This is a genomic window from Streptomyces sp. NPDC002018, assembly GCF_042890865.1.
GTDB lineage: Bacteria > Actinomycetota > Actinomycetes > Streptomycetales > Streptomycetaceae > Streptomyces.
Map to the genome: position 1 here is coordinate 78512 of NZ_JBIASO010000015.1, position 13800 is coordinate 92311.

The 13800-nt window shown below is 73.1% G+C and carries 7 protein-coding genes and 1 pseudogene; 4 read left to right on the forward strand and 4 right to left on the reverse strand.

The genetic code is table 11. The features are described from left to right. Positions 1-147 precede the first annotated feature (147 nt). Positions 148-1140, forward strand: a complete 993-nt coding sequence (locus ACFYYH_RS24195; protein ID WP_388554674.1) for an ABC transporter substrate-binding protein — start codon at positions 148-150, stop codon at positions 1138-1140. Positions 1141-1279: 139 nt separating this feature from the next. On the opposite strand, the gene ACFYYH_RS24200 is transcribed toward ACFYYH_RS24195, so the two are convergent. The 4 genes from ACFYYH_RS24200 to ACFYYH_RS24215 all read right to left on the reverse strand — a co-directional run bounded on the left by ACFYYH_RS24200 (position 1280) and on the right by ACFYYH_RS24215 (position 7860). After that, complete coding sequence (locus tag ACFYYH_RS24200; RefSeq protein WP_388554676.1) at positions 1280-2725, reverse strand: lysine N(6)-hydroxylase/L-ornithine N(5)-oxygenase family protein; 1446 nt, start codon at positions 2723-2725, stop codon at positions 1280-1282. A gap of 196 nt (positions 2726-2921) precedes the next feature. Then, positions 2922-4946 (reverse strand): pyridoxal phosphate-dependent decarboxylase family protein, encoded by a 2025-nt coding sequence (locus tag ACFYYH_RS24205; RefSeq protein WP_388554678.1) that lies wholly within the window; start codon positions 4944-4946, stop codon positions 2922-2924. Further along, positions 4943-6433, reverse strand: coding sequence for a diaminobutyrate--2-oxoglutarate transaminase family protein (locus ACFYYH_RS24210; protein WP_388554680.1), 1491 nt, complete (start codon positions 6431-6433; stop codon positions 4943-4945). Before ACFYYH_RS24210 ends, ACFYYH_RS24205 begins: the two co-directional genes overlap by 4 nt. A 1271-nt stretch (positions 6434-7704) precedes the next feature. Beyond that, on the reverse strand, positions 7705-7860 hold the full coding sequence (locus tag ACFYYH_RS24215; RefSeq protein WP_388554682.1) for a DUF6126 family protein: 156 nt from the start codon (positions 7858-7860) through the stop codon (positions 7705-7707). Positions 7861-8066: 206 nt separating this feature from the next. Between ACFYYH_RS24215 and ACFYYH_RS24220 the strand changes: the two genes are divergently transcribed. The 3 genes and pseudogenes from ACFYYH_RS24220 (at position 8067) to ACFYYH_RS24230 (ending at position 13681) form a co-directional block, all read left to right on the forward strand. Beyond that, on the forward strand, positions 8067-9158 hold the full coding sequence (locus ACFYYH_RS24220; RefSeq protein WP_388554877.1) for an LLM class flavin-dependent oxidoreductase: 1092 nt from the start codon (positions 8067-8069) through the stop codon (positions 9156-9158). Between the two features lie 2 nt (positions 9159-9160). Further along, positions 9161-9916 carry an FMN reductase gene (locus ACFYYH_RS24225; protein WP_388554684.1) on the forward strand — a complete coding sequence of 252 codons (756 nt, stop codon included), beginning with the start codon at positions 9161-9163 and terminating at the stop codon, positions 9914-9916. A 107-nt stretch (positions 9917-10023) separates the two neighbouring features. Continuing rightward, positions 10024-13681 (forward strand): annotated as a pseudogene (locus ACFYYH_RS24230) (AAA family ATPase). Positions 13682-13800: the final 119 nt, after the last annotated feature.

Genomic DNA, 13800 nt, shown 5'->3' on the forward strand with positions numbered 1-13800 from the left:
CGCGTCCGTACCCCGTGCGTGGCCCATCGCCCGTCCCCCCACCGGGCTTGGCGCGACAGTGACTTGTGAGCCGGGCGCCGCCGAGGTTAGGTTTCCCTTACTTGCACCCGGAAACGTCCGGGCTGTCGTCAGGGAGGCCTCCCCACCGTGTCCAGAACCCTCACCCGCCGTATCACCGTGGCCGCCGCCGCCACCGCCTTCGCCGTATCGCTCAGCGCGTGCGGCGGCAGCGGCAGCGGGGACAAGGGCGCGCCCGGCACGGACACGGCGGCCGGCAAGGGAGGCGACACGCACACCGTCAAGACGGTGATGGGCGACGTGAAGGTCGGCGCCGCGCCGAAGCGGGTCGTCGTGCTGGACACCGACTCGCTGGATTCGGCCATCACCCTCGGGGTGACTCCGGTGGGCGCCACGACCGCCGTCGACAAGGCGCCCTTCTCGACGTACCTCCCCGCCGACAAGCTCAAGGACATCAAGCCCGTCGGCCTGATCGCGGCTCCGAACCTGGAGGCGATCGCCGCGCTGAAGCCGGATCTGATCCTGAGCAGCAAGGTCCGTGACGAGAAGAACTACACCTCGCTGTCGAAGATCGCGCCGACCGTCTTCTCCGACACCACCGGGCCGGCCTGGCGGGAGAACTTCCAGCTCCACGCCGACGCGCTGGACCGGAAGAACGAGGCGGCCACGGTGGTGGCGGACTACGAGGCGCACGTCGAGCGGCTGACGCAGGCGCTGGGCGGGGCGGCGAAGGCGAAGGGGACGAAGGCCGGCTTCGTACGGTTCGTGGAGGGTGCGGACACCCGTCTCTACCTCAACGACACCTTCGTCGGCTCCCTCTTCAAGGACCTCGGGTTCGGCCGGCCCGCCAACCAGGACACCACGGGCTTCTCGCTCGACGTCAGCCCGGAGCAGATCGACAAGGCCGACGCGGATGTCATCTTCTACTCCACCTACGGCGACGCGAAGAAGGCCAAGGAGACCGACATCACCGGCGGTCCCCTCTGGAAGAACCTGGAGGCGGTGAAGAACGGGAGCGCCTTCAAGGTCGACGACAACCTGTGGATGCTGGGCATCGGATACACCGGGGCGGGCCAGATCCTGGACGCGGTGGAGAAGAACTACGTCTCCGCCGCGCGGTGACGCCCCCGGTCCGGTCGGCCTTCGCGGTCCTGCCGGCCTTCGCGCTCCGGTCGGCGTTCCCCGTCCTGCCGACGCTCCCGGTCGACGTTCGCGGTCGGCGTTCGCGGTCGGCGTTCGCGGTCGGCGTTCGCGGTCGGCGTCATGGGTGGTGGTGCGGCGTGGCCGTTGTGGTGCCGGGCACTCCGAAGGTCGTCCAGGCGGCGCGCTCGGGCACCCGCAGCACCGTGCGGCCGGCCGCCGCGTTCAGGATCGTCGCCGCCCGCCAGGCGCCCAGGGTGAGATCGGGGGCGCCGACCCCGTGTGTGTGCAGTTCGGCGTTCTGGACGTAGAGGACACCGGTCACCCGGGGGTCGAGCGCCACCCGGTACTCGCCGTCGATCCGGTACCGGCCCTTCTCGTCCCAGTCCACCAGCTTCGCCAGCGTGTCCAGGAAGTCCGGGCGGGCCGCCGCGTATCCCGTGGCCGAGACGATCGCGGACGTACGCACCTGGAACACCTCGTCCCGTCCGGTGTGGCGGCACGTCAGCAGATAACCGCCGCCCACCGCGCCTGGGGGAACGACCTCGACGCCCTCGACCACGACGCCCGGATGCAGGGCGGCACGCGGTTCCGTACCGCCGATCGTCCGCTCGTACAGCTCGTCGTGGATCTCGCCGAGCGTCTCCTCGCTGACGCCCTTGTAGAGCTGCCACTGTTCCCGCACGAGCCGTTCCCGCCGCTCCTCCGGCAGTGCGCGGAAGTAGCGGATGTAGTCGGGCGTGAAGTGCTCCAGACCGATCTTCGAGTACTCCATCGGCGCGAAGGCCGGGGTACGGGCCAGCCAGCGGACGAACGGACCGCCCCGGCCGTCCCCGTCCTGCCGGCGCAGCAGATCGAGCGCGACCTCGGCGCCGGACTGACCGGCCCCGATGACAGTGACGTCGTCAAGTCCGGCCAGCCGTGTCCGGTGGGTGCGGTAGTCGGCGCTGTGCAGTACCCGTCCCTCGTGGTGGTGTGCGAGCAGCGGGCGCAGCGGCTCCGGGACGACCGGCGCCGTGCCGACGCCCAGCACCACCTGACGTGCCCGTACCCGCGCGAGCGAACCGTCCGCCGAACGGTGGGTGACGGCGAACACCGCTTCGTCCTCGTCCCATTCCAGCTCCGTGACCCGCGCGTCGAAGCGGCAGGACGGCAGGGCCTCCGCGACCCAGCGGCAGTAATGGTCGTACTCGCGGCGCGGTATGTGGAACCGCTCGGAGAAGAAGAACGGGAACATCCGGTCGTGCTCCCGCAGATAGTTCAGATACGACCAGGGGCTGGTCGGGTCCGCCATCGTCACCAGGTCGGCGAGGAAGGGGACTTGGAGGGTCGTGCCCTCCATGAGCAGCCCGGGGTGCCAGGAGAAGGCGGGCCGGGCGTCGAGGAAGAGGGTCCGCAGCTCCGGGGCGCCGTCGCAGAGCGCGGCCAGCGACAGATTGAACGGGCCGATGCCGACGCCGACCAGGTCGTACACCGTGGGGTCGGGACGTATGTGCTCCGTCCGCGCGTGCCCGGTGGGTATGTGCGCGGGCCGCGCGTGCTCGTCGTGTGCGTGCTCGGTCGTCACCGGTGGGCCTCCGCGAGGGGGTGGGGGAAGGTCGATGTGGACGGACGGGGCGGAAAGGGGTTCACGGGGTGGAAAGGCATTCGTCGCGGCGGGAGTTGGTGATCCGCACACCGAGGGATCCGCACACCGAGGGAGAACGTCAGCAGGACGTCGTCCTTCAGCATGACGTCGGTGCCGGGACGGTGCACGGCCGGGGTCACCGTGCCTCCTCCTCCGCGCGGCCGGCCGCGACGACGGCGTGCAGGAGCCGTTCCACCTCGGCGGGGGTGGTGTGCGGATTGAGCAGGGTGAGCTTGAGACGTACGCGCCCGGGGCCCTCGCCGGGGAGTTCGGTACGGCCGACGACGGCCCGGCCCTCGCGCAGCAGCCGACGGCGCAGCGCGGCGTTGATCTCGTCGGCGCGTTCTGCGGCGGCCTTGTCGGCGGCAGTCTCGCCGGGGCGGGGCGCGTCAGTGCGCGGGGCGGGCACATAGCGGAACAGGAGGGCCGTCAGGACCGGTTCGGCGTGCAGATCGAGCCGGGGATGCGCCCGTACGGCCCCGGCCCCCGCCACCGCCAGGTCGTGGCAGGCGTCGACGAGCCAGCCGAGCCCTTCCCTGCCCAGTGTCCGCAGCGTCACCGCGATCTTGAACGCGTCGGCGCGGCGGGTCGTGCGCAGGGAGAGTCCGAGCAGGCTCGGATAACCGGCCTCCTCGTCGTCGGCCGGGTTGAGATAGACGGCCCGGCGCGCGAGCGAGGCGTATGTCTCGGACCTCCGTACCAGGAAGACCCCGGCGGCGGCCGGCTGCCAGCCGAGTTTGTGCCAGTCGAGCGAGACGGAGTCGGCGAGGCCGAGACCGTCCAGCAGGGGCGCGAGCCGGTCGGAGAGGAGCGCGCCGCCGCCGTACGCGGCGTCCACGTGCAGCCACGCGCCGTGCTCGGCGGCGAGCGCGGCGCAGGCGCGGAGCGGGTCCACGGCGCCGGTGTCGGTGGTCCCGGCGGTCGCCACGATCGCGACCGGCAGTTCGCCGCGTGCGGCGCAGCCGTGGAGTGCGGCGGCCAACGCGTCCACGTCCATGCGGAGTTGGCGGTCGACGGGGACGGGGAGTACGGCGTCCTCACCGAGGCCGAGCAGGGCGGCGGCGCGCTGCACGGAGAAGTGCGCGGCGGCGGAGGCGAGGATACGGGGCCGGAGCGCGGCGGGGGTGCCAGTGGCGGCGTCCGGTCCGGTGGCCGTGGCCGGTCCGGTGGCGATGGCCGGTTCGGTAGCCGTAGCTGTAGCCGGTCCGGTAGCCGTGGCCGGTTCGGTAGCCGTAGCTGTAGCCGGTCCGGTAGCCGTAGCCGGTTCGGTGGCCGCTCCCGCTCCCGCCAGGCCGGTCAGTTCCACCTGGCGTCCGGTGGCGGCGCCGAGGATCCGGTCCCGGGCGAGCATCAGCCCCATCAGATTGGACTCCGTACCGCCGGAGGTGAGCACACCGGCGGCCAGGTCCGGTTCGTAGCCGACGAGTCGCGCCAGCTCCTTGAGCAGCAGGGTCTCCAGCGCGGTCGCGGCGGGCGCCTGGTCCCAGGAGTCCTGGGAGGGGTTGAGCGCGGAGACGGCGAGGTCGGCGGCGACGGCGACGGCCAGCGGCGGGCAGTGCAGATGGGCGGCGCAGGCGGGATCGGCGGGATCGGCGCTCCCTTCTGCGAGTAACGCGACGAACCGCGCGAGCACGGACCCGTCCCCGGTCGCACCGGCGGCCCCCGCCGTCTCCGCCCCGACGCCACCCGTCGCCTGCGCCCCGACGCCGGGCAGAAGCGGCCCGCCGTTCCCGGCCGACGGCCCACCGTTCCCGGCCGAAGGCCCACCGTTCCCGGCCGAAGGGGCGGGGCGGGGGACAACCGGCACACCCCCTCCGAACACCTCCGCCACCGCCGCCGCGACCTCGCCCGGCCGCCCGGAGGCGATCGGCCCGCTCCGCCGACGCGCGCCCTCCGCAAGGGCGTTCAGCACCGTCTCCACCAACGGCCCCAACGCCTCGGCGCCGCCGACACCGCCCGACAGGGCCGTATCACCGGCCTGGGCAGGCCGCGTCAAGGCGTGGACGAAGTCGTCCACCGCCCCCAGCCCCGGCACGAACCCCGCACCCGGCCCAGGCGCGGGCACCGGCCCCGGGTCCGCCCCGAGCCGTCCCTCCCCCGCCGCCGCTCCCGCAACCGTCTCCGGCTCCGCCACGTCCAGCCACCCCGCATCCGTTGTCATGAACGCCGACCTCCTCGCTGCGCCGACTCTGACGCAGACACGGCCACCAGCGCGTCCGTCAGCCGGTCGAGCACCGCCTCCGTCTGCTCGTCCGTGATCACGAGCGGCGGCAGCAGCCGCACCGTCGCGTCGAACCGTCCGCCCAGTTCGACGATCAGGCCACGGTCGAGGCACGCGGCCCGCACCCGTTCCGCCAGTTCCGGGGCGACCGGACGCGCCCCGCAGGAGTCCACCGGCCCCTCGGGGTCGACCAGTTCGACGCCGATCATCAGCCCCCGTCCCCGGACGTCACCGATCACCGGCAGCTCGGAGCGCAACCCCTCCAGCCGGTCCCGCATCCGCGAACCCACCGTCGCGGCGCGCCCGACCAGGCCCTCCCGTGCCACGTACCGCAGTGTCGCCGCGCCCGTGGCCATCGCCAGCGTGTTCCCCCGGAACGTCCCGGTGTGGGCGCCGGGCAGCCAGCCGTCGTACTTCTCGTCGTACACGATCACCGCCAGCGGCAGGCCCCCGCCGATCGCCTTCGACAGAACCATCGCGTCCGGCACGATCCCGCTGTGCTCGACCGCCCAGAACGCCCCGGTGCGGCCGACCCCCGTCTGCACCTCGTCCACGATCAGCGGGATCTCCCGCTCGGACGTGATCCGCCGCATCTCCCGCAGCCAGCCGTCCGGCGCGGGCACCGCGCCGCCCTCGCCCTGGACCGCTTCGAGGATCATCGCGGCGGGCGGCACGACCCCGCCCGCCGGGTCGTCGAGCAGCCGTTCCGTATAGGTCGCGGACAGTTCGGCGCCGCGCTCGCCGCCGACCCCGAACGGGCAGCGGTACGCGTACGGATACGGCAGCCGCGTCACCTCCGCCCCGCCGCCCGCGACCCGCTCCTTGACCGCGACACTGCCGGTCGCCGCCAGCGCCCCGGCCGTCATCCCGTGGTACGCGCCGGTGAACGCGAGCACCCCGCTCCGCCCGGTCGCCGTCTGCATCAGTTTCAGCGCCGCCTCCACCGCATCCGTGCCCGCCGGTCCGCAGAAGTGGATGCGCGCGCGGTCGGCGAAGGCCGGCGGCAGGGTGGCGAACAGTACGTCGGTGAAGTCGTCCTTCTCCGGCGTCGCCAGGTCGAGGACATGCAGCGGCGCCCCGCTGTCGAGTGTGCGGCGGATGGCTTCCAGGACGACGGGATGGTTGTGGCCGAGCGCGAGCGACCCGGCGCCGGAGAGACAGTCGAGATAGCGGCGGCCGTCCGTCCCCTCGATCGTCATGCCCTTGGCGCGGACGGGGACGATCGGGAACGAACGGGCGTAGGTGCGGGCGGACGATTCCCTGGCGCGCTGGCGGCCCAGGATGGCGCCCGCGTCCGCGGCTCTGTCATCTCTGTCACCTCTGTCACCGGTTCCGGAGGTCCCGGTGGTCGGGTTCTCGGCGGTCTCGGCGGTCGGGTTCTCGGCGGGGCGCCCATCGCTGCGCCAGGTGATGCGGGGCACGGTCATGACACGGCTCCGGAGTCTCGGCAAAGAAGGGGGAGAGAAAGAAGAGGGAGAAGAGGAAGGGGAGAAGAGGAGGCAAGGGAAGAGGAGGCAAGGGGGAGGGAGAAGAGACGAGGCGGATCAGCGGGTCACAGGCGCCCGGCGACGGGACAGCCGGGCAACGCGTGCCCCGCGAGCAGTTCCCCGTTGGCCCCGTAAGCCCCGTACGCCCCGTACGCCACGTACACCCCGCATGACGTCCGGGCGCCCGTCGCCCCGGCCCCGTACCGACCGCGTTCCGCGACGGGGAACCGGCCCGGTTCGCGTACGACCTTCACTCCGTCAGGTGGTGCGATCCGTCCGGCCGGTTCACCGAACCGGGTGACGCCGACGTCGACCGGACGGATGGACCGGGGCGCGGCGGAGGGCGGGAACGGGTGGGACACGGCGGGCTCTACCTCGGGGTGGGGGGCGGTGAGGCCGGGAGGGACAGGGCGGAACGGAACGGATCAGACCGAATGCTCCGGGTGGAGCGGACGTCCGCCAAACGGCTCACGCCCGCCTCCGGACCCGTCGGGACCCGGGAGGATCCGTCAGGTCACGCGCGACGGAGGCCGCACGGTCGGGCCGCCGCAGCCGCCGGAGCCGCCAATGCCGCCCGAGCCGCCGGTGTCGCGCGGCAGTACGCACGGGACCGTGGCCATGGCGGTGTTCGTCGTCGCGGTGTCCGATGTCGTCGCGTGATCCGATATCGGCATGGTCCCCCCAAAAGGTCGGAACGGCCGAGTACCCCCGATTCGGCCCGATACTTAGGTGAGCCTAACCTAATCACCGTACGTGAGCATACCAAGCCTCTCCGAACGGCTGGGGCACCTTCCCGGGAGTACGTTGGATGGAAGGAGGCGAGCGCGTCATGAGCAACTGGATCAGCGTGGTAGTGATCCTGGGCCTGATCGCGGTGGGATTCGCGGTGATCCATCTGCTCAACGGACAGCACCGGGACCGTATCGCCGCATACTCCTTCGCCCGGTCCCTCTGGAATCCCCAGAACCGCCCGGCCCCCGGCGCCCGCACCGGCACCGCCCCCGACACAGGCACCGGCACCGGGACTGGCGCCGACACCGAGGCTGACGCCGATGCCGTCAGCGGTGGCGAAGCACCCCCGGAACAGGGCGAGCGGGGCGAGCAGGGTCCTTCACGCGGCGAGCGGGGTCCACACGGCCGGCGCCGGCAGGGGGGTTCACTCCAGGATCCGCCCCAGGGCCGTCACCAGCGACTGAGCGCCCTGAGCGACCTCATTTCGGGGCGTGCTCGCCGACGTAGAAAAGCAGCCAGATGAACCCCGCGAAGAGGTGCGTCCCGAAGATGTAGAAGAAGACGCGGAGGGCCACTCCGCGCTCCTTCCAGCTCTCGCTGTCGCTGCCCTCGCGATCGCCGCCGCCGTCGCTCATCCCAGGCCTCCCGCCGAGTCACACCCAGGATCGCATCCTGGACCGCGCCCGGGGCCATGGCCCTGTGGAATCCCCTCCGGTGGGATCCCCTCCGGAACCAACCCATGGAAGCCCCTCCTGGAATCTCCTGGAATAGGGGGCGGGGTGGCACCGTTAGAAGTGACAGTTTAAGATTCAACCAATCTGTCCTTCGAGAGGTGAGCGCGATGCAGTTCGGGATCTTCACCGTCGGCGATGTCACGGCCGACCCGACGACGGGTCGTACGCCGACCGAGCACGAGCGGATCAAGGCGATGGTCGCCATCGCGCGGAAGGCCGAGGAGGTCGGCCTCGACGTCTTCGCCACGGGCGAGCACCACAACCCGCCGTTCGTCCCCTCCTCGCCCACGACGATGCTCGGCCATATCGCCGCCACCACGGAGCGGCTGATCCTCTCCACCTCCACCACGCTGATCACCACCAACGACCCGGTGAAGATCGCTGAGGACTTCGCGATGCTCCAGCACCTGGCCGACGGGCGCGTCGACCTGATGATGGGGCGCGGGAACACCGGCCCGGTCTACCCGTGGTTCGGTGAGGACATCCGCCAGGGCATCCCGCTCGCGATCGAGAAGTACGCGCTGCTGCACCGGCTGTGGCGCGAGGACGTCGTGGACTGGGAGGGCAAGTTCCGTACGCCCCTCCAGGGCTTCACCTCGACCCCCCGGCCGCTGGACGGCACCCCGCCGTTCGTCTGGCACGGCTCCATCCGCTCCCCCGAGATCGCCGAGCAGGCCGCCTACTACGGAGACGGCTTCTTCGCGAACAACCTCTTCTGGCCCAAGGAGCACTTCCAGAAGCTGATCCGGCTCTACCGGAAGCGCTACGCCCACTACGGCCACGGCACCCCGGAGCAGGCCATCGTCGGCCTCGGCGGCCAGGCGTTCATCCGGAAGAACTCGCAGGACGCGGTGCGGGAGTTCCGCCCGTACTTCGACAACGCGCCGGTGTACGGCCACGGGCCCTCGCTGGAGGAGTTCACCGAGCAGACCCCGCTCGTCGTCGGCAGCCCGCAGGAGGTCATCGAGAAGACGCTGACCTTCCGTGAGTCCTTCGGTGACTACCAGCGCCAGTTGTTCCTGATGGACCACGCGGGTCTGCCGCTGAAGACCGTGCTGGAACAGCTCGACCTGCTGGGCGAGGAGGTCGTGCCCGTCCTGCGCAAGGAGTTCGCGAACCTGCGGGCGGCCGGGGTCCCGGACGGGCCCCTCCACCCGGCGGTCGCCGCCCGCACCGATCGCACTGCCGAGGAGGTCTGACCATGGGAGCGCTGAAGCTCGTCGCCGTCTCGGCCGGGCTGAGCAAGCCGTCGTCCACGCGGCTGCTTGCCGACCGGCTGGCGGAGGCGACCGTACGCGAACTGGCCGCCGCCGACCGCAAGGTGGAGATCGAGTTCGTGGAACTGCGCGACCTGGCCGTCGACATCGCGAAGAACCTGGTCACCGGTTTCCCGGCGCCCGCGCTGAGCGCGGCGCTGGGCCGGGTGACCGGGGCGGACGGTCTGATCGTGGTGACTCCGGTCTTCGCGGGCTCGTACAGCGGACTGTTCAAGTCGTTCTTCGATCTGGTCGAACCGGACGCGCTCGGCGGAACGCCCGTACTCCTCGCGGCGACCGGCGGCACGGCGCGGCACTCGCTCGTGGTGGAACACGCGCTGCGCCCGCTGTTCTCGTATCTGCACGCGCTGACCCTGCCCACGGCGGTCTTCGCGGCGACCGACGACTGGGGCACGGGGGCCGACACCTACGCGGGCGGGCTGCCGGCCCGGATCGGGCGGGCGGGCGGCGAGTTCGCCCGGCTGCTGGGGACGGACAGGACGGACGAAACCCGTGGGACCGACGAGACCGACGGGACCGACGAAACGGACGAGGCCGACGGGACCGACGAGGTCGACGGGACCGACAGGACGGGCAGGGCAAACGAGGCCGACGGGACGGACGAGGCCGACGCGGCCGACGCGGCCGACGGCGTGGTGCCGTTCGAGCAGCTTCTCGCGCGGCTCACCCAGGACGGCTAGGACGACGCGGCCCGCGGGCCCGGAGAAAACCTCCCGGCCGACGGGCGCGGACATCAGCCCCCGTAATTCCCGGGGGCGTTGTCAGTGGTGCCTTCTATCGTTTCGGTATGACCCCTGCCTTCATCGGGCGTGACCACCCCGCAGGCGTCCTCCGGGCGGAGATCGACCGGGCGACGGACAGCCGTGGGGGCCTCGTGCTGGTCACGGGCGAGGCCGGGATCGGCAAGACCACGCTCGTCACCCACGCGGCCCAGGAGGCACGGCGGCGCGGGGCGCTGGTCGTCGGCGGCTCGTGCTGGGACTCGGACAGCGCGCCCGGGTACTGGCCGTGGGTGCAGGTCGTGCGGGGACTGCGGCGCGGGGTCGGCGAGGAGGAGTGGGCGGAGGCCGAGAAGGCGGCGGGCGGGCGGCTCGGGGTGCTGCTCGGCGAGACGCCGGGGGAGGACGACGACGCCAAGGAGGCGTTCCAGGTGTATGACGCGGTGACCACCGCGCTGGTCACCGTCTCGCAGGACCGGCCGGTCGTGGTCGTCCTGGACGATCTGCACTGGGCGGACACGGCCTCGCTCAGGCTTCTCGAATTCGCCGCGCAGCACGCCTGGTTCGAACGGCTGCTGCTCGTCGGCACCTATCGCGACGCCGAGGTGGAGGCGGTGGACCACCCGCTCCAGCGGCTGATCCTGCCGCTGGTCGCGCGGGCGACGGCCGCGGTGACGCTGACCGGGCTCGACCGGGACGAGGTGGGCGCGCTGCTGGCGTACACGGCGGGGCGCGAGCCCGAGCCCGCCGTGGTGGACGAGGTGCACCGGCGCACGGGCGGCAATCCGTTCTTCGTCGAGCAGACGGCCCGTCTCTGGCACGGTGGAGGGGCGGTGAGCGCGGTCGCGCCCGGGGTCAGGGAGGCGGTGCGGCGGCGGCTCACCCTGCTGCCCGAGCCGGTGAGCGAGTTGCTGACGGCGGCGGCCGTGCTGGGCCGTGAGTTCCACCGGCAGGTGCTCGCGGCGGCCACGGCCGCGCCCGTCCCGCAGGTGGACCGGCTGCTGGAGCGCGCGGTGACGGCCCGTCTGGTGGTGGCGCGGCGCTCGGGGCGGTTCGCCTTCGCGCACGATCTCGTCCGCGAGACGCTGTACGAATCGCTGGAGGAGACGGACGCGCGGCGGCGCCACAGCGCGGTCGTCCGGGCCCTGGACGACAGTCCGGCGCTCGGCGAGAAGGTGTTCCCGGCCGAGCTGGCGCGCCACGCCCATCTCGCGGGGGACGCGCTGGAGCGGGGCCGCCGGCTCGATCTCCTGCTGGCGGCGGCGCGGGACGCCTCCAGCAGGCTGGCGGGCGAGGAGAGTCTCGTCCACTACCGGCGGGCGCTGGAGATCGCGGAGACGTCGGGGGAGGGCGATCCGCGCCGCGCCGTGCTGATCGCGCTGGAGCTGGGGGGCGAGCTGCGGCACGGCGGGGAGGAGGACGAGGCCTGGCGGTATTTCGAGCGGGCGACGGCGTTGGCGCGGGCGCTGGCGGACGCCGGGCTGCTGACGCGGGTGGCGATCACGCTCCATCAGAACGTCGGCGCCGAGCGGGAGCGGCAGACGGCCGAGCTGCTCGGGGAGGCCCATCGCGCGCTGATCGACGGCGGTGGGGATCCCGCGGAGCTGACGCCCGAGCGGCTCGCGCAGGAGCTGGCCGTACGGTCCACGGCCCTGGCCCGGGACGACGAGGACGACGACGCGCTCGCGTTCGCCCTCTGGGCGCGGCACGATCTGGGGGCTCGGCACCTCGGACGAACGGCTCGCGCTCACCGACGAGATGGCCGCGGTCGCGCGTCGTACGCGCAATCTCGACATGGAGCTGCACGCGACGGCGATGCGCTGGGTGACACTGCTGGAGCTGGGGGATCCGCGCTATCTGGACCAGTTGCGCACGTTCACCACGCTGTCGGAGCGGACCGGGCTGCGCCGGTTCCAGTTCGGCAAGGCCATCGACCAGAGTCTGGTCGCCGCGCTCACCGGGCGTTTCGACGAGGCGGAGGACCATCTCGCACAGGCGCTGGAGATCCGGCACGAGCACGCGCCCTTCGGTTTTCTCGCCCCCCATCTCGACTGGGCGCTCAAGCTGCTGCGGGGGCGTTTCGACGAGGCGGCGGCGGTGGTCGGGACGCTGGACGAGGCGGGTTATCCGTTCCCCGGGCTGCTGGCGGGACTCACGGCGGTGGAGCGCGGGGAGACGGCGGAGGCGCTGCGGCTGCTGCGTGAGCTGGAGGCCGGTCCCGACGGCTTTCCCCGGATCTACACGCCGTTGTGGCTGCGCTTCCGCGCCCAGACGGCCGCCGTCTCGGGCGATCCGGCCCTGGTGGCCGACGCGCAGGAGGCGCTGGCGCCGTACGCGGGCCAGTGGGTGGTCTCGCTGTACGGCTGCGACATCGGCGGCCCCGTCGATCTCTGGCTCGGTGTGCTGGCCCTGGCGGGCGGGCGATGGGAGGAGGCGGTGAAGGCGCTCACCGCGGCCCGCGCTTCGGCGGACCGTCTCCGGGCCGGACCCTGGTCCCTGCGTGCGCGGGCCGCCCTGGCGGAGGCGCTGCGGGGCCGGGGCGCGGAGGGTGACGCGGCGTCGGCGGCGGCCCTGGAGGCCGGGGTCGCCCGCGACGCGGCGACGCTGGGGCTGGCGGCCCACCCGGCCACACGCCCGCGCCCGCGCCCCCACCCGAGCCCGAGCCCGCAGCCGCGCCCGACCGACCAGGTGGCCGGGGCGGGCGGGGTGCCCGGAGTGGCCGGGGTGGTTGGAGTGGCCGGGGTGGCCGGGGTGGTTGGGACGGGCCCGTCGGGCGGGCGTGGGATCGGTGGCCCGGGGACCGGCCCGGCACCCGCGAGCGCCGAGCCCGACCACGGTGCCCCGGCCCCGCCCCCCGGGCAGCGTCCACCCGCCGGACAGGAGATGCCGACCGGGCAGGGGCCGCCCGTGGGGCAGGGACCGCTGGGCGGACAGCGGCCGCACGTGGGGCAGGGATGGCCCGTCGGACAGGGGCTGCCGGCCGGACAGGGGCCACCCGTCGGACAGGGGCCGCCCGTCGGGCAGGGGCTATCCGTGGGGCAAAGGCCGCCCGCCGTACAGGGACCATCCGCCGGACAGGTGCCGCACGTGGGGCAGGGACCGCCGACCGGACAGCGGCCGCCCGTGGGGCAGGGACTGCTGGGCGGGCAGGGGCTACCCGCCGGGCAGGGCGAGTTCCGGCGGGACGGCACCGTATGGGCGCTGGCCCTGGCGGGCCGGCGCATCCATGTGGCGGACGCCAAGGGTCTGCGCGATCTGCACATCCTGCTCGGCCGGCCGGGCACTGACCTGCCCGCCGTGGAGCTACTGGCCCCCGGGGCCGGCCGGGCGGTCGTGGAGACACGGCGCCTCGGCGGGGATCCGGTGCTCGACGAGCACGCGAAGGCCGCGTACCGACAGCGCCTTGAGCAGTTGGACGACGAGATAGACCGCGCGGGCGCCCGGGGAGACGGAGCGGCCGCCGCCAGGGGCGAGCGGGAGCGTCAGGCGCTCCTCGACGAACTGCGCCGGGCCGCCGGCCTCGGCGGCCGCACCCGCCGCCTGGGCGACGAGGCCGAGCGCGCCCGCAAGACGGTCACCGCCCGTATCCGTGACACCCTGCGCAAACTCGACACCCTCCACCCGGAACTCGCCGCCCATCTGCGGGCGACGATCTCCACCGGCTCCACCTGCGCCTACCACCCCACCCGCACCACCGCCCCCACCCCCATCACCTGGCACCTCTGACCCACCTGGCACCTCTGACCCGGGCCCCGTGCCGCAACCGGACGGACACGGGGGCCGGCACGGCCGTTCGGACGAGGGAACGAGGAGCGGGGGCGGAGGCGGTGGTGCGGGGGCGGGGG